This is a genomic window from Streptomyces sp. NBC_01276, from assembly GCF_041435355.1.
GTDB lineage: Bacteria > Actinomycetota > Actinomycetes > Streptomycetales > Streptomycetaceae > Streptomyces.
This window is the reverse complement of the sequence record NZ_CP108442.1, coordinates 4,988,691-5,007,288: the sequence shown is the minus strand read 5'-3', so window position 1 is coordinate 5,007,288 and position 18,598 is coordinate 4,988,691. Positions and strand designations below refer to the sequence as shown.

General features: G+C 74.0%; 17 protein-coding genes and 1 tRNA gene. 11 read left to right on the top strand and 7 right to left on the bottom strand.

Translation table 11 applies throughout. From position 1 onward, the window contains the following. Window positions 1-3: 3 nt before the first annotated feature. Window positions 4-1,617 (bottom strand): dynamin family protein, encoded by a 1,614-nt coding sequence (locus tag OG295_RS22425; protein WP_371678485.1) that lies wholly within the window; start codon window positions 1,615-1,617, stop codon window positions 4-6. 332 nt (window positions 1,618-1,949) lie between these two features. Between OG295_RS22425 and OG295_RS22420 the strand changes: the two genes are divergently transcribed. Beyond that, window positions 1,950-2,022: transfer RNA gene (locus tag OG295_RS22420), tRNA-Arg, on the top strand. A gap of 164 nt (window positions 2,023-2,186) precedes the next feature. Here the strand turns inward: OG295_RS22420 and OG295_RS22415 are convergent. Further along, complete coding sequence (locus tag OG295_RS22415; RefSeq protein ID WP_371678484.1) at window positions 2,187-2,660, bottom strand: phospholipase; 474 nt, start codon at window positions 2,658-2,660, stop codon at window positions 2,187-2,189. A 335-nt stretch (window positions 2,661-2,995) separates the two neighbouring features. Here OG295_RS22415 and OG295_RS22410 point away from each other — a divergent pair, with 335 nt between their 5' ends. Then, window positions 2,996-3,532, top strand: a complete 537-nt coding sequence (locus tag OG295_RS22410) for a hypothetical protein (RefSeq protein WP_371678483.1) — start codon at window positions 2,996-2,998, stop codon at window positions 3,530-3,532. A 49-nt stretch (window positions 3,533-3,581) separates the two neighbouring features. Here OG295_RS22410 and OG295_RS22405 read toward each other — a convergent pair whose 3' ends face one another. After that, complete coding sequence (locus OG295_RS22405; protein ID WP_371678482.1) at window positions 3,582-4,358, bottom strand: alpha/beta fold hydrolase; 777 nt, start codon at window positions 4,356-4,358, stop codon at window positions 3,582-3,584. Window positions 4,359-4,436: 78 nt separating this feature from the next. On the opposite strand from OG295_RS22405, the gene OG295_RS22400 reads away from it, so the two are divergent. The 5 genes from OG295_RS22400 to OG295_RS22380 all read left to right on the top strand — a co-directional run bounded on the left by OG295_RS22400 (window position 4,437) and on the right by OG295_RS22380 (window position 9,876). Further along, the gene (locus OG295_RS22400) at window positions 4,437-5,138 is read left to right on the top strand and encodes a 4'-phosphopantetheinyl transferase superfamily protein (RefSeq protein ID WP_371678481.1); all 702 of its coding nucleotides are present in this window, start codon (window positions 4,437-4,439) and stop codon (window positions 5,136-5,138) included. A gap of 248 nt (window positions 5,139-5,386) precedes the next feature. After that, window positions 5,387-5,797 (top strand): N-acetyltransferase family protein, encoded by a 411-nt coding sequence (locus OG295_RS22395; RefSeq protein ID WP_371678480.1) that lies wholly within the window; start codon window positions 5,387-5,389, stop codon window positions 5,795-5,797. Window positions 5,798-5,885: 88 nt separating this feature from the next. Then, entirely contained in the window at window positions 5,886-7,247 is a 1,362-nt protein-coding gene (locus tag OG295_RS22390; protein ID WP_371678479.1) for a S8 family peptidase, read from the top strand. 219 nt (window positions 7,248-7,466) lie between these two features. After that, the gene (locus OG295_RS22385) at window positions 7,467-8,759 is read left to right on the top strand and encodes a hypothetical protein (protein ID WP_371678478.1); all 1,293 of its coding nucleotides are present in this window, start codon (window positions 7,467-7,469) and stop codon (window positions 8,757-8,759) included. An 85-nt stretch (window positions 8,760-8,844) separates the two neighbouring features. Next, on the top strand, window positions 8,845-9,876 hold the full coding sequence (locus tag OG295_RS22380; RefSeq protein ID WP_371678477.1) for a WxL protein peptidoglycan domain-containing protein: 1,032 nt from the start codon (window positions 8,845-8,847) through the stop codon (window positions 9,874-9,876). A 242-nt stretch (window positions 9,877-10,118) separates the two neighbouring features. Here OG295_RS22380 and OG295_RS22375 read toward each other — a convergent pair whose 3' ends face one another. The 4 genes from OG295_RS22375 to iolC are packed head-to-tail and all read right to left on the bottom strand — an operon-like array spanning window position 10,119 to window position 15,561. After that, the gene (locus OG295_RS22375) at window positions 10,119-11,618 is read right to left on the bottom strand and encodes a CoA-acylating methylmalonate-semialdehyde dehydrogenase (RefSeq protein WP_371678476.1); all 1,500 of its coding nucleotides are present in this window, start codon (window positions 11,616-11,618) and stop codon (window positions 10,119-10,121) included. A gap of 10 nt (window positions 11,619-11,628) precedes the next feature. After that, complete coding sequence (gene iolD / locus OG295_RS22370; protein ID WP_371678475.1) at window positions 11,629-13,503, bottom strand: 3D-(3,5/4)-trihydroxycyclohexane-1,2-dione acylhydrolase (decyclizing); 1,875 nt, start codon at window positions 13,501-13,503, stop codon at window positions 11,629-11,631. Next, complete coding sequence (gene iolB / locus OG295_RS22365) at window positions 13,500-14,606, bottom strand: 5-deoxy-glucuronate isomerase (RefSeq protein WP_371678474.1); 1,107 nt, start codon at window positions 14,604-14,606, stop codon at window positions 13,500-13,502. Before iolB ends, iolD begins: the two co-directional genes overlap by 4 nt. Further along, complete coding sequence (gene iolC / locus OG295_RS22360; RefSeq protein ID WP_371678473.1) at window positions 14,590-15,561, bottom strand: 5-dehydro-2-deoxygluconokinase; 972 nt, start codon at window positions 15,559-15,561, stop codon at window positions 14,590-14,592. The genes iolB and iolC overlap by 17 nt, the downstream gene beginning before the upstream one ends. Window positions 15,562-15,660: 99 nt before the next feature. On the opposite strand from iolC, the gene OG295_RS22355 reads away from it, so the two are divergent. From OG295_RS22355 to OG295_RS22340, 4 genes are all read left to right on the top strand, one after another. Beyond that, window positions 15,661-16,575, top strand: coding sequence for a sugar phosphate isomerase/epimerase family protein (locus tag OG295_RS22355; RefSeq protein ID WP_371678472.1), 915 nt, complete (start codon window positions 15,661-15,663; stop codon window positions 16,573-16,575). Between the two features lie 19 nt (window positions 16,576-16,594). Beyond that, the gene (locus tag OG295_RS22350) at window positions 16,595-17,620 is read left to right on the top strand and encodes a Gfo/Idh/MocA family protein (protein ID WP_371678471.1); all 1,026 of its coding nucleotides are present in this window, start codon (window positions 16,595-16,597) and stop codon (window positions 17,618-17,620) included. Window positions 17,621-17,884: 264 nt separating this feature from the next. Beyond that, on the top strand, window positions 17,885-18,085 hold the full coding sequence (locus OG295_RS22345) for a helix-turn-helix transcriptional regulator (protein WP_371678470.1): 201 nt from the start codon (window positions 17,885-17,887) through the stop codon (window positions 18,083-18,085). A 187-nt stretch (window positions 18,086-18,272) separates the two neighbouring features. After that, the gene (locus OG295_RS22340; RefSeq protein WP_371678469.1) at window positions 18,273-18,506 is read left to right on the top strand and encodes a heavy-metal-associated domain-containing protein; all 234 of its coding nucleotides are present in this window, start codon (window positions 18,273-18,275) and stop codon (window positions 18,504-18,506) included. The last annotated feature ends 92 nt before the right edge of the window (window positions 18,507-18,598 follow it).

Here is an 18,598-nt window from a genome sequence, read left to right as displayed (position 1 = left end):
GCGTCACCTCTCCTTCTGCAGTAGGGACAGCGCGGCGATCAGCTCGGCCTGCGGTTCCGGGGTCACTTCGAGCGCTTCCAGCGGGGCGAGCCTGCGGTCGCGTTCGGCGCGCAGCACCTGGTCGAGGTGTTCGGCGACCAGCTCCCCGCCCCGGTCCCGCAGCCGTACGGCGGTCTGTACGCCGATCCGTTCGGCGAGCTTCTCCCCCGCCGGCCGGGCCCGCTTGCCGCCCAGGAGGGCGGCGACGAGGAGGGCCGCGATGGCGTCGGGGTCGGGCGCCGGCTGCCGGTCGAGCCGGGCGACCTCCTCCTCGGCCAGCTCCTCCAGGACGCGCCGCCAGCGTCGTACGGCCACGCCGATGCGTTCGGCCGCCTCGCGGTCGGGCGCGGGCAGCGTCACCGCCCCGGCCGCCGGCTCGCGCCGCCAGGCGGCGGCGATGCGTTCGTCGGCGGCGGCCACGGCGCACTGCAGGAGCGCGGCCAGCGATTCGGCGAGGGAGTCGAGCAGTTCGTCGGCACTGGTGTCGAGGGGGTAGCCGCGCCATCTGGTCAGCGCGTCCCCGGCGAGTACGGCGCCCCGGTCCAGGCGGTTGCGGACCCGCCGGCCCTCCTGCTTGTACGCGTCCTCGACGGCGGACGTCAGCCGTACGGCGGCGGCGTGCTGCGCGGCGACGGCGGAGGCGAGTTCCGGCATGCGGCGTCCGAGGGAGTCGAGGGCGCCCAGCGCGGTCCGCCCGACGGCGTACTGCCGGGCGGCCGGGTCCTGGACGTGGTGGCTGAGCCAGGCGAGCAGCGGCGCGACGGCGCTCGCCGGCAGCAGCCCGCCCCCGCCCGCCGACTCGGGCAGCTCCGGCACCGTGAACCGCGGTACGTCGCCCAGCCCGGCCCGGGTGAGCAGGGCCCCGTACTGCCGCGAGACCTCGGCGAGCACCTGGTGCGGGACCCGGTCCAGGACGGTGACCAGGGTGGCCCTGTACTGCTTGGCGGTGCGCAGCATGTGCCAGGGGACGGCGTCCGCGTACCGCGAGGCGGTGGTGACCATGACCCAGACGTCGGCGGCGCAGATCAGCTGCGCGGCGAGCGTCCGGTTCTCGACCACGAGGGAGTCGACGTCGGGGGCGTCGAGGACGGCCAGCCCTCGTGGGAGGGTCGAGACGGTCTCGATCCTCAGTTCGCCCGTCACGGTCCGCTGGTTGGATCCGAGTGGAGGGCGCTTCTTGGGCGCGGGAAGCAGTTCGTCCTCGCCTTCGGGGGCCCAGACGCGCAGGAGGTCGGGGAGGATCCGCATTCCGGCGAACCAGTGATGATCATCCGGATGGCAGACGAGCACGGGGGTGCGTGTCGTCGGCCGGAGCACCCCGGCTTCACTCACCTGGCGTCCGACGAGGGAGTTGACGAGGGTGGACTTACCGGCACCGGTGGACCCGCCGACGACGGCGAGCAGGGGCGCCTCGGGCGCCTTCAGCCGGGGTACGAGGTAGTCGTCGAGCTGCGCGAGCAGCTCGGCTCTGGTCTGGCGGGCGCGCGGGGCGCCGGGCAGGGGCAGCGGCAGACGCACGGACGCGACCCGGTCGCGCAGGGCGGACAGGGCATCGAGCAGCTGAGGCCGAACATCCAAGGTCACCACATGCGAAGAATGCCCAATTTGGGACCATTTTTGAAGCTTATACGCCCTCTGCGCGCCGACCGCGACCTCGGCAGGACATCCTGGACACGGAGGACGAGTGGGACGCAGGCATAACGAGTGCACAACACCCAGGCCGACGCGGCGCAAAAGCGATGCGCGAATCGCACCTGCCTGCGATTATCGGGACCGCTTCACCGAACCTCCACATCGTGGCACGCGGGTGAAGCAACCGGGACAAGGCGACCGGAGCCCTATCCTTGACCCGGCACGGACCGCAGTCCCACCCCCACCAAGGGGCTCCAGGCCACCACGGTCACCTTCCGGCCCCCGTAGCTCAGTGGATAGAGCAGGCGCCTTCTAAGCGCTTGGCCGCAGGTTCGAGTCCTGCCGGGGGCACTCTCCGCACCACGACGGAAGCCCTCCCACCGGGAGGGCTTCCGTGTTTCCCGCGAAGGGGGACCGTCCCGCCCGACGGGGGCGAGGGCGGGACGGGGATCGGGGGGCGGGTACAGGACGGGGCCGGGACGGGCTGGAACGGGGCCGGGGCCGGGCCGGGGCCGTCAGGCGGCCGGGGCGTCCTGCGGGGAGACGCCGAACGCCTTGACCGCCTGGTAGTACGTCCAGGCGGTGCTGTCGCAGGAACCCTTCTTGACGCCCGAGTACTGCGAGCACACCCGCTTCAGGTCCGCGTACAGGGCGTCGTCCAGCCGGGACTTGTTCGCCGGGAAGGAACCCGCCGCCTTGTAGTTGCGGTAGCCGAAGTCGTGGCGGGCGCAGGCCGTCTGGAACGGGAAGCCGAACGGGTTGTCCGGGGAGGACGAGCAGTAGTCCGTGGACCAGTCGAAGCCGTACGCGGCCCAGTTGCCCTGGCTGCCGCGCGCCGCGACCCAGGCGTTGTAGCTGGACGCGCTGGTCTGCGTCCAACCGCTGAGGACCTGCGGCTTGTCCGCCGGGGCAGCCGACGCGGGGGTCGCGAGGGCGAGCAGGCCCGCGGCCGCCGTGGCGGCGAGCAGGGGAGCGAGACGAAGACGCATGGCATTCCTCCGGGCGGCGGGGGGAGTGGGGGGGAGAGAGCGGGCCGCCCGTCAACTGCGCGGCGCGGCTTGTGGGTTCACTCTCGGAGCCCGGCATATCTGCGATCCCCAGCGCACCTATAACGAGGCCCGGCGGGTCCGGCGGGACGGGCGCGGCCGGCGGTCCCGCGGTCCGGCGGGGCCGCCCTCGCCCGGTGCCCCCGCGAAGGACCGTGGGCCTACGCCGGCCGCCCGGACCGGCACTCAGGTATGACGGCGTATGCGACTTCAGGCAGAGTCAGGATTCGTACTGCGGAGGGACGCGCGATCGGGCTTCGATCCGAACACTTATAGCCATGAACCGCCGTCCGCTCGTCATCGCCGCCGCCTTGGCGGGAGCCTTCGCCATCGCCGCGCTCGCCCTGCCGAACCTTCCGCCCAACCCGGTCACCAACACCCTCAACGACCGCTTCTTCAAGGAGAAGGGCAGGCACTTCGCCACCGCCGCCGACGCGCCCACGCGCGGTGACCTGGCGTTCGTCCTGCCGAGCTGGATACCGAAGGACGCCACCGATGTCCGCGTACGGGTGCGCACCACCGGCGAGGCCCGGCTGATCCGGTTCACCCTCGGCAAGACCCCGCTCGATGGTCCGCAGTGCGCCGTCAGCGCCCCGAAGAAGGCGGGCGGGCCCCATCTGGACGCCCGTTGGTGGCCCGGCGACACGCGCTCCGAGGAACGGCCCGAGTGCCGGGACCGGTACCAGTACCAGGTCGCCGTACGCGGCAGGAAGGTCTACGCCTGGACCGACGGCACGCCCTCGCCGGGGGCGCGAATACCGGACGGACAGCCCTCCGTGGCACCGGCCTCGGCCGTCCCGGCCGGGCGCCGCTGAACCCGCCGTCGTTCCCGGCGCTCCCCCGGGTCCGCCCGGCGGGGACGGGTCAGGGCGCGGTCGGGGCGAGGGCGGCGGCGGTGGCGCGGACGAAGGCCTCGGGGTTGTCCAGCATGATGTTGTGCCCGCAGTCCGGCACCGCGACGACGGCGACCCCGGCGGCCTCCAGGGCCTCGGCCCCGGGCAGGGAGCCGTCGGCCTCCGGGTAGAGGAAGGTGCGCGGGAGCTTCAGGTCCAGCAGGAGCTCGCGCATGGTGGGCGTGGTGCCCGCGGCGAGGTGCACCGCGCTGCGGTGCAGGGCGGTGCGGCCGGCCAGCCGCATGGTCGACCACCAGTGCGCGCCGACCCGGTCGCGGACCTCGGCCCAGCCCCCCGCCAGGAACTCCTCCTCCGTGTAGGAGGCGATCCCGCTGCTGCCCGGTGTGCGGGGAACGGTCGGGACCGGGTCCAGGTTGGCGTCGACCAGCACGAGCCGGGAGACCAGCCGGGGGTGCCGGGCGGCGAGCACGATGGCCACCGCTCCGCCCATGCTGTGGCCGATCAGCTCGGCCCCCTCGGCCCCGGCCTCGGTGAGCGCCCGCGCGACGGCGTCGGCGTGCGCCTCCAGGGTGTACGTGAACGCCTCGGGCCGGTCGCTGTGCCCGTGCCCCAGCATGTCGACCAGCAGCGAGCGCCGCCCGGCCAGCAACGGGTGGGCGGCGACGGCCGCGAAGTAGGCCGGCGAGGTGGAGCCGAGCCCGTGCAGGAAGACGCGGACCGGCCCCTCCCCGGCGAGTTCGACCCAGCGGATCCGGTCGCCTTCCGACGTCACGACGGCACTGTGCACGGCGAGTTCCCCCTGGACTCGGAAAGATCAATACCGGACGAGGGTAGCCGGGCCCGCCTCCTCGTCTACCCTCATCGGGTGATCGAGTACGTGAACCAACTCGGCGAGGGCATACCCCGGACCGGTGCGCTCCCGGTGGGCGCCGCCGTAACGGTGTGGGCGCTGGACACCACGCGCGAGGTGGTCGGCGGCCACGACGTCGCCGGTGCCGTCGCGCTGCTGGACGCGTCCGAGCGGGACCGGCTCTCGCGGCTGCTGCGCGCGGGCGACCGCCGCAGCTACCTCGCGTCGCACCTGGGGCTGCGCGTACTGCTCGGCGGATACCTCGGGCTCCCGCCGGAGCGGGTCGCCCTGGTGCGGGAGGACTGCCCGTGCTGCGGCGGGCCGCACGGGCGCCCCGCCGTGGCCGGGGGCGCGCTGCACTTCTCGCTCTCGCACAGCGACGACATGGCGTACTTCGCCTTCGCGGGGGTACCGGTCGGCGTGGACATCGAGGGGCTGCCCGGAGCGGGAGCGGTGGACGACGTCCTGGGCACCCTGCACCCGGCGGAGACGGCCGAGCTCTCCGGCCTCCCGGTGGCGGACCGCCCGGCGGCCCTCGCGCGGGTGTGGTCCCGCAAGGAGGCCTACCTCAAGGCCACCGGCACGGGACTGGCACTCGGCCTGGCCGACCCGTACGTGGGCTCGGCGGCCACTCCGGCGCCGGTCCCGGGCTGGACCCTGCGCGACCTCCCGGCACCATCCGCCTTCGCGGCCGCCCTGGCCCTCCGCGCCACCTGACCGACCCGGAGCCGCCGGGACCGGCCGGTCCCGGCGCGCGGCCCGAGCCGCCGGTCAGCCGCGACATCCGGCGCACCGGGCCCCCTCGGTGCCGAGGGGCTGGGGGGCCGAGAGGCTGGGCGGCCGAGGGGCCGAGGGGCCGAGGGGAAGCGTCCTGAGGTGGAGGGGCGCGCGTAACCGGACCCGTTCCGGGCCCCGACAACGGCGCGGGCGGGCGCCGCTCCGACGACAGGGCCTAGGGTCGGGCCATGGACATCCGCCGTGCCCGCAGCTGCGCCGAACTCGTGGCGGCCGAAGGGCTCTTCGACGGTCCCGCCCGTGAGGACTGGGCCCGGCGCTTCCTCGACACGCCCGGTCACCTGATGCTCATCGCCTACGTCGGGGACGTGCCGGTCGGCATGGTCTCCGGCGTCGAGATGACCCACCCCGACAAAGGCACCGAGATGTGCCTCTACGAACTCTCCGTGGACGAGGCCCACCGGCGGCGCGGGATCGGCCGCGCCCTGACCCTGGCCCTCGCAGACGAGGCCAGGGCGCGCGGCTGCTACGGCATGTGGGTGGGGGTCGATACCGGGAACGGCCCCGCCCTGGCAACCTACGACTCGGCGGGCGCCGAGGACGAGGGCGTCTTCACGATGCGCGGCTGGGCGCTCGGTTAGTCCGCCGCGCCCCCCGCGGCGGCGTGTCGTGCGGCCAGTCGGCGCACCCTCCGCGCGCCGTCGCCGGGGCGGCCCGAGCATCGGCGGCATGACCGCCATGACCGCGCTCCTCCCGGCCGCCGCCCTCCTCGCGGCGGCCACCGTCCTGCCGCCGCACACCGCCGACGCCGCGCGTGCCACCGACGTCCCCACCGCCCCCTACGTCGTCGTCCTCAAGGACACCAGCTCCCGCGCCCCGGCCCGTGCGCTCGCCGCCGAGGCGGCGGAGGCGGGCGACCAGGTCTCGGCGGTCTACGACACCGCCCTCAACGGCTTCGCCGTACGCACCACCGCGGCCCGCGCCGCCGAGCTCGCCGCCGACCCGAGGGTGGCCTCCGTGGAGCCGGACGGGCTCTACCGGATCTCCGACGACCCGACGCCGCCCCCGCCCTCGGCTCCCGCGGTGCCCGCTCCCACCCCCACCCCCACCCCCACCCCCGCCGCCGCGGCCCCGGCACCCGCGGCACCCGCCGCCGCCGTGCAGCGGTCCGCGCCCTGGCCGTTGGACCGGATCGACCAGCGCGAGCTGCCGCTCGACGGCTCGTACACGTACGCCTCCCAGGGCCGGGGCGTCACCGTCTACGTGGTCGACACCGGAATCAACACCCTCCACCAGGAGTTCGGCGGACGCGCCCGCGCCGGCTACAACGCGGTGTTCCTGGAGGGCGCGTCCGACTGCAACGGCCACGGCACCCACGTCGCGGCGGCCGTCGGCGGGGCTACGTACGGGGTCGCGAAGGGGGTGTCCCTCGTCGGGGTGAAGGTGGCCGACTGCCGGGGTGACGGGCGACTGTCGGCCATCCTGCGCGGCCTGGACTGGATGGTGAAGGACGCGGTCAAGAACGCGCCGAAGGGCCCGTTGGTGGCCAACATGAGTATGGGCGGCTCACGTAGCCACGCCATGGACGCGGCCGTCATCCGCGCGGTGGCGTCCGGGATCACCTTCACCGTGGCCGCCGGGAACGAGGGCAAGGACGCCTGCGCCGGCTCCCCCTCCGGCGTCCCGCAGGCCCTCACCGTCGGCGCGACCGACGCCGCCGACCGCCGCCCCGCGTTCTCCAACCACGGCCCCTGCGTGGACATCTCCGCGCCGGGCGTGTCCGTCGTCTCCGCCTGGAAGGGCTCCGCGACCGCCCTCGCCCGCGCTTCCGGCACCTCCATGGCCGCCCCGCACGTGGCGGGCGTGGCCGCGCTGATCCTGTCGGACACCGGGAACGGCACGACCGGGACCGGCGGGACCGGTGGCGCACCGGCCGCGCCCGGCACCGTCGGCCTGCCCGGCGTGACCGGCATGCACCCGTCCCCCGAACAGGTGCGCCAGGCCCTGGTGCGCGCCGCCGTTCCGGACCGGATCACGAACCTCCCGGCCGGAACCCCGAACCTGCTCCTGCACGTCCCGACGGACCGCTGACCCCTCCCGCCCCGGGCGTACCCGCCACCGACCAGTCGGTATCCGATGTCCCATCAGACCGGGTCTGATGGGACATCAATGTGTGTGTGCTTCGGGCGAAAGCAAGCCATTGACTTCTCATGACCGCGACGCGTCAATGACGGCCATCCGCACCGGCTCAACCTCCTCCCCACAGCGGGTGGGGGGAGGGGTTTCGTCTGACGAAGGAGTCGCGACCCAGTGAGTACAACGTTCCGACGAAGAGTTCTGGCCGGGGCGGGCGCCCTTTCCCTGGCCCTGACGGGCGGTGTGGTGGCCCTCACGGGCACGGCGCAGGCCGCGACCAAGACCACTTCGGTCCCCGTGAAGTGCGTGGCCCCGGCGCCCCAGCCGGGCGCCAACGGCAATCAGGACTACACGATCACGCTGCCGGACACCGCGAAGGCCGGCCAGAGCGTCCCCATCACCATCGACCCCGGTGAGACCCCGGTCGTCCCGATGTTCACCATCGACACGGTCAACACGATCAAGGCGAAGCTGCTCGTCGGCGGGGTCGCCCAGACGGTCACCAGCGCGGCCGTCCCCAGCCACCAGGAAGCCGGCAAGAAGGCCGACCCGCCCGCCTTCAGCGGGAACATCACCGTCCCGGACGGCACCGAGGGCACCACGGTCCAGATCACCATCGACCAGGTGATCACGGACGCCGACCTCGGCGGCACGGTCTACACGACGACCTGTACGCCGGATCCGCGTCCCAGCGCCTCCGTCGGCTCGGTGGCCGTCGAGGCCCTGCCCAAGGACCCGGTCACCACGAGGCTGACGCCCAACAGCGGCAAGGCGGGCACCGCCGTCACCGCAACCGGCGCCAACTTCCCGGCCGGCGCGGTCACCTGTTCCGCCCTCCTCGCGGGCGCCGCGACCGGTGACACCGGTACCGGCACGGCGGACGCGACCGGCGCCGCCACCTGCAACATCACGGTCACCAAGAAGGCCGACGCCATCAAGATCGACGGTTCGGTACCCCCGGCCAAGCCCTTCGTGTTCGTCGAGGAGCAGGCGGGCGTGCAGAACCCGGTGGACGTCGAGGTGCTGCCCGGACCGCTGGCCCTCGGCCCGAAGGACGGCCAGCCGGCCGTCAGCTTCGGCGCGGTGACCATCAACGGCAAGGCCCAGTCGGTGTTCGGCGCGTTCAACGCCGCCACCGTCCAGGACTTCCGCGGCGGCAGCCTCGGCTGGGACGTGACGGCGACCCGTACGCCGTTCCTGAACCAGACGACCGGCCACTCGATGGCGAAGGCGCAGATCGGCATCCAGCCGTCCTGCACCGTGACCAACCCGGACAGCCCGAGCACCTGCACCGCCGGTGCGCCGGGCGCGATCACCGACACCCCGATGAAGGTCGCCTCCCAGGCGGCCGGCGGTGACGAGCTGACCGGCGGCGAGTTCGCCGTGGGCGGCGCGGCGATGCTGCAGCTGCCGCCGTTCATGTTCGCCGACACCTACCAGTCGGTCGTGACCTTCTCGATCGCCTGACCGGGCCCGGCCCCGGGGTGGGGCGGCGCCACGGCGTCGCACCACCCCTCTTCCCGTTCCGCGCCGTGACTGGAGAGACCCGCCCATGCGCCTGCGCACCCTCCCGCACGTCCTCCTCGCCGGACTGTGCGGGCTGCTGCTGCTCCCCGCCCTGTCCGCCGCCCCCGCCACGGCCGCGGACAACGGCACCTGGGGGGTGTTCCCCACGCCCGCCGCGGGCGCCGCGATGACCGACCGCGCGTACTTCTTCCACCAGGGCGCCGCCGGGGCCACCGTCAGCGACAGCGCCACGATCCTGAACTCCTCCGACAAGGAGCTGACCTTCCAGGTCTTCGCCACCGACGCCGTGAACACCCCGTCGGGGGGCGCCTTCGCGCTGCTGCCCGCCGAAACGAAGCCCGAGGACGTCGGCACCTGGATCGCGCTGGCACCGCAGGCGTCGGCCACCGTGACCGTGCCGCCGAAGGGCCGCGCCGACATCCCCTTCACCGTCAAGGTCCCCGGGGACGCCACGCCGGGCGATCACGTCGGCGGGATCGTCGCCCTCAACACCGCCGTCGAGGGGGTACAGAAGGACGGCAAGGTGCAGGTGGGGGTGAAGCGTTCGGTGGGGGCCCGGCTGTACTTCCGGGTACCGGGACCGCTGACCCCGGGGCTGAGCGTGGAGGACGTACGGGTCACCCGGGGGGCACCCCTGCTGCCGTGGGTGAAGGACGCCCGCGCCACGGTCTCGTACGCGCTGGTCAACCGGGGCAACGTGGTGGTGGAGCCGAAGGTGGCGGTGTCCGCGCGGGGACTGTTCGGGCGCCGGGTGCTGGACCGGCCGGCCCGGGAGCCGAAGCTGGTGCTGCTGCCGGGGCAGCGGGTGGAGATGACCGAGCCGTGGCCGGACTCGCCCCAGTTGGACTGGGTGAGCGTCAAGGTCTCGGCGGGCGCGGCCGCCTACCCCGACCTCTCCTCCGAGTCCGCCACGGACTTCCTCGCGGTCCCCTGGGCGGCGGCGGGAGCGGTCCTGGTGCTGGCGGGGGCGGGGACGGCCGTGCTGGTACTGCGCCGGCGGCGACGCTCGGATCCCCCACGGCCCCAAGCCGAACGGGACCTGGCGCGGACGCACTGACCGGCGAGGCCCCGCGCGGCCCGAGCACCCCGGGCACCCCTGGCACCCCGGGGACCCCCGGGCGGCCCGAGCCACGGACCCCCCGGGCGGCCCGGCGCGGCGAACGGCAGGACCCCCCGGCCGGTGAGGGTTGGCCAGGGGGTCCTGCTGTCCGGGGACGCGCCGGCCGACGACGGCGGCGGCCGGGGAACCGGAGGCTTCCGGGGAACCGGAGGCCTCCGGGCGTCACCGGCTGCCGGGCATCAGTGGTTGCGGGGGAAGCCCAGGTCCACGCCGGCCGGGGCGTCGGCCGGGTCCGGCCAGCGGGTGGTGACGACCTTGCCGCGCGTGTAGAAGTGGATGCCGTCGTTGCCGTAGATGTGGTGGTCGCCGAAGAGCGAGTCCTTCCAGCCACCGAAGGAGTGGTAGCCCACCGGCACCGGGATCGGCACGTTCACGCCGACCATGCCCGCCTCGATCTCCAGCTGGAAGCGGCGGGCGGCGCCGCCGTCGCGGGTGAAGATCGCGGTGCCGTTGCCGAACGGCGAGGCGTTGATGAGAGCCACGCCCTCCTCGTAGGTCTCGGTGCGCAGCACGCACAGCACCGGACCGAAGATCTCGTCGCGGTAGGCGTCGGAGTCGGTCCTGACGTTGTCCAGGAGGGACAGGCCGATCCAGTGGCCGTTCTCGTTGCCCTCGACCGTGTAGCCGGTGCCGTCGAGGACGACGTCGGCGCCCTGGGCCGCGGCGCCCTTGACGTAGGAGGCGACCTTGTCGCGGTGGGCGGCGGTGATCAGCGGGCCCATCTCGGACGTGGGGTCGTTGCCGGGGCCGATCTTGATCTTCTCGGCGCGCTCGCGGATCTTCTCGACGAGCTCGTCCGCGATGGAGCCGACGGCGACGACCGCGGAGATCGCCATGCAGCGCTCGCCGGCCGAACCGTAGGCCGCGGAGACGGCCGCGTCGGCGGCGGCGTCCAGGTCCGCGTCCGGGAGCACCAGCATGTGGTTCTTGGCGCCGCCCAGCGCCTGGACGCGCTTGCCGTTGGCCGAGGCGGTGGTGTGGATGTGGCGGGCGATCGGGGTCGAGCCGACGAAGGACACGGCGGAGATGCCCGGGTGCGCGAGGAGCGCGTCGACGGCCGCCTTGTCGCCGTGGACGACGTTCAGGACGCCCGCGGGCAGACCGGCCTCGGTCATCAGCTCGGCCAGCTTGTTGGCGGCCGACGGGTCCTTCTCGCTGGGCTTGAGGATGAAGGTGTTTCCGCAGGCCACGGCCAGCGGGAACATCCACATCGGGACCATCGCCGGGAAGTTGAAGGGCGTGATGCCCGCGACGACGCCCAGCGGCTGGCGGATCGAGGAGACGTCCACCCGGCTGGAGACGGAGGTGGACAGCTCGCCCTTGAGCTGGGTGGTGATCCCGCAGGCCAGCTCGACGATCTCCAGGCCGCGGGCGACCTCGCCCAGCGCGTCCGAGTGCACCTTGCCGTGCTCGGCGGTGATCAGTTCGGCGATGGCGTCGCGGTTGGCGTCCAGCAGGGCGCGGTAGGCGAACAGCACCTTGGTGCGGGCGGCCAGCGAGGACTGGCCCCAGGACAGGAACGCCTCCTGCGCGACCCGTACCGCGGCGTCGACCTCCTCGGCGGAGGCGAGGGCGACCTGCGTGGTGACCTCGCCGGTGGCCGGGTCGGTGACCGGGCCGTAGTTGCCCGACGCGCCCTCGACGGTCTTGCCACCGATCCAGTGGTTGACGGTCTTCATGCTTGCTCCTTCACAGATGGCGACGTCGCTGCGCGGCTTGCCGGTCGTACTCGTCACGGGCACGGGCCGCCGACGCACGGGTCGCGGTCTCGGCCACAGGAACATCCCACCACGCCTGTGCCGGGGGTGGGCCCGACACAGTGTCGGGTGTTCGGGTCTGTGCGTAGACACATGTGGGACGGTCCGCCGCACGCGCTTCGGAGAGGGCTTTTCGCAGGTCACCGATGGTGCGGGTACGGATGGTGGCCATCCCCAGGGAGGCCGCGTTCGCGGCGAGGTCCACCGGGAGGGGAGCGCCGTCGTACGCGCCGTCGGGCCCCCGGAAGCGGTACGCCGTGCCGAAGCCCTCGCCGCCCACGGCCCCCGACAGGCCGCCGATGGAGGCGAAGCCGTGGTTGTCGAGGATCACCACCTTGACCGGGACGCCCTCCTGTACGGCGGTGACGAGTTCGGTGGGGTTCATCAGGTACGTCCCGTCGCCGACCAGGGCCCACACGGGGCGGCCGGGCGCGGCGAGGGCGGTGCCGAGGGCGGCGGGGATCTCGTAGCCCATGCAGGAGTAGCCGTACTCGACGTGGTACTGGTCGGCGGAGCGGGCCCGCCAGAGCCTGTGCAGGTCTCCGGGGAGCGAGCCGGCGGCGTTGACCAGGATGTCGGTGCCGTCCACGAGCCCGTCGAGGAGGCCGAGGACCTGGGCCTGGGTGGGCGGCAGGTCCTCGGCGTCGGCGGGTACGGCGTACGCGGCGTCCACGCGGGCCTCCCACCCGGCCTTGGCCCCGGTGTACGCGGCCTCGTACGCGGGCGCGACCCGGTACCCGGCGACCGCGTCGAGCAGCTCCCCCAGCCCCTCGCGGGCGTCCGCCACCAGCGGCAGGGCGGCGAGCTTGTGGGCGTCGTACGGGTCGAGGTTGAGGCCGACGAAGCGGACGGCCGGGTTCTGGAAGAGGGTCGAGGAGGCGGTGGTGAAGTCGGTGAGCCGGGTCCCGGCGGCGATGACCAGGTCGGCCTCGCGGGCCAGCGCGTCGGCGGTGGCCGTCCCGGTGTGGCCGACGCCGCCCACTTCGGCGGGGTGGTCGTACGGGATGGCCCCCTTGCCCGCCTGCGTGGTGGCGACCGGGATCCCCGTCGCCTCCGCGAGGGCGGCGAGCGCGGCCCCGGCGGCGGCGTGCCGGATGCCGCCGCCGGCGACGATCAGGGGGCGCCCGGAGCCCCGTACCGCCTCGGCGGCGGCGGCCAGCTCGTGCCGGTCGGGGCGCGGGCGGCGCACGGTCCACACCCGCTCGGCGAAGAACTCCTCGGGCCAGTCGTGGGCCTCGGCCTGCACGTCCTGCGGCAGCGCGAGCGTGACGGCCCCGGTCTGCACGGGGTCGGTGAGCACCCGCATCGCCTGGAGGAGGGCCGGGACCAGGGCCTCGGGGCGGGTGATCCGGTCGAAGTGGCGCGAGACGGGCCGCAGGGTGTCGTTGACGGAGACGTCGCCGGCGTAGGGGACTTCGAGCTGCTGGAGCACCGGATCCGCGGGCCGGGTCGCGAAGGTGTCGCCGGGCAGCAGGAGCACCGGGATCCGGTTGATCGTGGCGAGGGCGGCGCCGGTGACGAGGTTGGTCGCGCCGGGCCCGATGGACGTGGTCACGGCGTGCGCGGAGAGCCGGCCGCTCTGCCGGGCGTAGCCGACGGCGGCGTGCACCATGGCCTGCTCGTTGCGCCCCTGGAGGAAGGGCATGGCCCGCGGGCCGCTCTCCAGCAGGGCCTGCCCGATCCCGGCCACGTTGCCGTGTCCGAAGATCCCCCAGGTGGCGGCGATCAGCCGGTGGCGACGGCCGTCGCGCTCGGTGTACTGGCCGGCCAGGAAGCGGACCAGGGCCTGGGCGGTGGTGAGCCTCATGCGTCGTCCTCCGCGCGGGGGAAGGGCAGCCGGGGGTCGACGGCCAGGCCGGGCCAGGTGCCGCGGATCCAGCCGTGGTCGGGGTGGTCCCGGATCAGCCACTCCCGCGTCGCGTCCGGCCCGGCCATCACGTTCAGGTAGTACATGTCGTGGCCCGGCGCGGCGATGGAGGGGCCGTGCCAGCCGTCCGGGATCAGGACGGTGTCGCCCGTCCGCACCTCGGCGAGGACGTCGGTCGTCCCGGCCGGGGAGGGGCTCACCCGCTGGTAGCCGAAGCCGGGGACGCCGTCGTGCGGGGCGATCTCGAACCAGTAGATCTCCTCCAGGCGGGACTCCTCGCCGGGGTGGTGCTCGTCGTGCTTGTGGGGCGGGTACGAGGACCAGTTCCCGCCGGGGGTGAGGACCTCGACGGCGATGAGCCGGTCGCAGGGGAACACGTCGGCGGCGGCGAAGTTGTGGACCTGCCGGGAGCAGGTGCCGGCGCCGCGCAGCTCCACGGGTACGGCCCCGGCGGGCCCGTACCGGGCCGGCAGCCGCCGCTCGCAGCGGGCCCCCACGAGCGCGAACCGGCCGCCCCGCGCCGAGGTGACGTCCGCGTGGCCGTCGCGGGGCAGGTACGCGAAGTCGCTCGGGCCGTCGAACACCCCGTTCCTGCCGCCGAGCCGGAAGACCCGCGTCGCGCTCCGGGCGGCCCCGCCCGGCCCGCCGGAAGGCCGGCCCGCGTCGGGCCCGGCAACCGGCCCGGGAGGCCGGTCCGGGAAGGGTTCCGGATCCGGCTCGGGATCCGGCTCGGGCTCGGGGTCCGGCCCTGGAGGCCGGTCCGGGAACGGTTCCGGATCCGGCTCGGGGTCCGGCTCGGGGTCCGGCTCGGGCTCGGGGCCGGGATCCGACCCGGGGCCGGGGTCCGGCTCCGGCTCGGCGTCCGCCTCCGGGCCCGGACCCGGGTCCCGGGAAGCCCCCGCGCAGCGGACCTCGCAGCCGCCCGCGAGGGGGAGGACGATCCACTCCGCGTCCCCGCACGCGAAGGCGTACGTCTCCCCCGGCGCGAGTTCCAGCACCCGCAGCCGGGTGAACTCCATGACCGACTCAGACACCACCGGCACGCCCCAGCACCTCCTCCACCTCGTGCGGGAACGGCATCGCCGACGAGCACGCCAGCCGGGAGGCCACGATCGCGCCGGCCGCGTTCGCGTGGCGCAGCACCCGTTCCAGGTCCCAGCCGGCCAGCAGTCCGTGGCACAGCGCGCCCCCGAACGCGTCCCCGGCGCCCAGCCCGTTGACCACCGTCACCGGCACCGGCGGCACCTCCACCACCGTCCCGTCCCGGTGCACGGCCAGGACGCCCTCCGGCCCGCGTTTGACCACGGCCAGTTCCACCCCGGCGGCGAGCAGCGCCCGCGCGGCCGCGTACGGCTCGTCCCGGCCGGTGGCCACCGCGCACTCCTCGGTGTTGCCGACGGCGACGGTCGCCAGGGCCAGGGCCCGCTCGTACCAGGGCTGCGGCGGTTCCTCCCAGAGCATGGGCCGCCAGTCCAGGTCGAAGACGGTGGTCCCGGACTTCGAGCGGGCCTCCAGCGCGCCGAGGGTGGCGCTGCGGCTGGGCTCCGCGCTGAGTCCGGTGCCCGTCATCCAGAAGACCCGGGCCGCGCGCACCGCCTCCCGGTCCACCTCGTCCGCCCCGATCTCCAGGTCGGGGGCCTTGGGGAGCCGGTAGAAGTAGAGCGGGAAGTGGTCCGGCGGGAAGACCTCGCAGAAGGTGACGGGCGTCGGGTACCGCTCGACCTCGCCCACCCACCGGTCGTCGACGCCGAAGGCGCGCAGCTCGGCGCGCAGGTACGCCCCGAAGGGGTCGGCCCCGGTCCGGGTGATCACGGCCGTGCGGCGGCCCAGCCGGGCGGCGGCGACGGCGACGTTCGTGGGCGAGCCGCCGAGGAACCTGCCGAAGGTGTCGGCCTCGCCGAGCGGTACACCGCTCTTGAGCGGGTAGAGATCCACCCCGATCCGTCCCATGGTGATCAGGTCGTACGCGGACCCGTCCGCGCTGTTCACAGCCGACACTCCCGCAACTCCTGCCACTTGCGCCGCTCCTCCCGCTCCCCGTGCCCGTCCCATTCGCCTTCCCCGTTGCCTTGAGCCTCGCACCCTAAGGTGGCCGTCATGACCTCCTCCCCACCCGCGTTGACCCGTATCCGTGTCGGTTCGGCTCCGGACTCCTGGGGTGTCTGGTTTCCGGAGGATCCCCTCCAGACCCCCTGGGAGCGCTTCCTGGACGAGGTGGCCGACGCCGGGTACGAGTGGATCGAGCTCGGCCCCTACGGCTACCTGCCCACCGACGCGGCCCGCCTCGCCGACGAGACCGCGAAGCGGGGCCTGCGGGTGTCCGCCGGCACCGTCTTCACCGGACTCCATCACGGGCCCGCCGTCTGGGAGGAGACCTGGGAGCACGTGTCGCGGATCGCCGCGCTCACCCGGGACACGGGCGCGGAGCACCTGGTCGTCATCCCCTCCTTCTGGCGCGACGACAAGACCGGCGCGGTGCTGGAGGACCGGGTCCTGCCCCCGGACCAATGGCGCGAACTGACCTCGCAGACCGAGCGGCTGGGCCGGGAGGTCCGGGACCGCTACGGGCTGCGGATCGTGGTCCACCCGCACGCCGACACCCACATCGACACCCCCTCGAACGTGGCCCGCTTCCTGGACGCCACCGATCCGGCCCTGGTCTCGCTGTGCCTGGACACCGGGCACTACGCGTACTGCGGCGGGGACAGCGTCGAGGCGATCGAGACCTTCGGCGAGCGGATCGGCTACCTCCACCTCAAGCAGGTGGACCCGCGGGTCCTCGCCGAAGTGCGGGCCGAGGAGCTGCCCTTCGGGCCGGCCGTGGCCCGCGGGGTGATGTGCGAGCCGCCGTCGGGAGTGCCCGCGCTGGAACCCGTACTGGCGGCGGCCCAGCGGCTCGGCGTGGAGCTCTTCGCCATCGTGGAGCAGGACATGTACCCGTGCCCGCCCGACCGGCCGCTGCCCATCGCCCGGCGCACCCGGGCCCATCTGCGCTCCTGCGGCGCCCGTTGACACCCTGGAGGAGAGACACATGAGCGGCACGCTCGGCATCGCGGTCATCGGCACCGGAAGGATGGGCTCCGATCACGTCCGGCGGATCGGCACCACGGTGGGCGGAGCGCGGGTGGTGGCCGTCGCCGATCCGGACGGGGACCGCGTCAAGGAGGTCGCGGCGGGGCTGGAGGGCGCGGGCGCGTACACGGACCCGGGCGCGGCGATCGCGGCGCCCGGGGTGGACGCCGTACTGATCGCCTCCCCCGGTCCCGCCCACGAGGAGGCGGTCCTGCACGCCCTGGACCGCCGGCTGCCGGTGCTCTGCGAGAAGCCCCTGACCCCGGATCCGGAGGGAGCCCTGCGGATCATGGAGGCGGAGCGGCGGCTGGGGCGGCGGCTGGTGCAGGTGGGGTTCATGCGGCGCTTCGACGCCGAGTACGAGCGGCTCAAGGAGCTGCTGGACGCGGGCGGGATCGGCCGGCCGCTCTTCCTGCACTGCCGCCACCGCAACGCCTCCTCGCCCTCCTTCTTCACCGGCGACATGCTGATCAGCGACTCGGTGGTGCACGAGGTGGACGCGGCCCGCTGGCTGCTGGGCCAGGAGGTCACCGCGGTGACGGTGCTCGCGCCCACCCCCACCTCGGCCGCGCCGGAGGCGCTGGGCGATCCGCGCTTCGTCCTGCTGGAGACCTCGGGCGGCGCGATCGTGGACGTGGAGATCTTCGTCAACTGCGGTTTCGGCTACCAGGTGCGCTGCGAGGCGGTCGGCGAGTCCGGCACCGCCCGCATCGGCGACGGCCACGCGATGGTGGTCGAGTCGGGCGGCCGGTGGGGCGGGGAGGTGGTCCAGGACTACACGACCCGGTTCGCCGACGCCTACGACCGCCAGGTGCGGCGCTGGGTGGCCGCGGCGGCGCGGGGGCGGGTGGCGGGACCCGACGCGTGGGACGGGTACGCGGCGGCGGCCGTCTCGCGGGCGGGGCTGGTGGCCGCGCGCAGCGGCGTACGGACCGAGGTGCGGCTGGCGGAGCGGCCGGAGCTGTACGCGGCCGGGCGGGACTGAGCGGGCCGCAAGCGGGCTGGAAGCGCCCCGCAGCACCCCGGACGCCCCGGTGACTCCTGTGTCGTATTCCGTCACGGGAGTCACCCTCCTGTGACGGATGTCCGCATTTCGCGGGTTTTCCGTCACAGGCCGTCGACAGCCGCTGCCCCGCACTCACCGGGCGTCGTTCTCCGGGCACAACCCGAGTGATCGTCACTGTCCACGCGCCGGCTCCCCCGACGGCCGTCCGGCCGGCCCCGCGGCGTGGACCAGGAGGTGTCGTGGATGAGCGACCGAACGCTGTGGTCGTACAAGGAGATCGCCGCCCATATCCAGGTCCAGCCGGACACCGTGCGCTCCTACCGGAAGCACGGGCTGCTCCCCGCGCCCGACCACGTGGAGGGCTCGAGGCCCTACTGGTACGCCGACACCATCCGCGCCTGGGTGGCCCGCCGCCCGGGCAACCGGGGGCGCCACGACGGCTGACGGCCCGGCGACCACTATCAGTGGATAGCGTTCCATATGCACCGTAAACGCCGTTTACTGGGATTGCGGCGATCTTGCCCCCCGCACGCTTCACTGGGATCCCGCCAAGTCCCGCCAGATGCTCGCTCAATACCCCCTAGGGGTATAATCTGGGAGCAGAGAGACACCCCCGATGAAGGAGAACGACATGACCGCCGAGACGGACACCCGCACCACCGCCGTGTACAAGGTCACCGGCATGACCTGTGGGCACTGCGAGGGCGCCGTGACCGCCGAGCTGACCGCCCTGGCGGGCGTGTCCTCGGTCGAGGCCGTCGCCGCCACCGGTGAGGTCACCGTGGTCTCCGCCGCCCCGCTCTCCGAGGAAGACGTCCGCGCCGCCGTGGACGAGGCCGGCTACGAGCTCGCCGGCCGGGTCTGAGCCGCGCCCCGCCACCCCCGCAGCACCCAGCCGGTCCGTACCGGCCAGCTCATACTGGTCCCGTACGGGCCGGCCCTCCCCCTGGAGCCGGA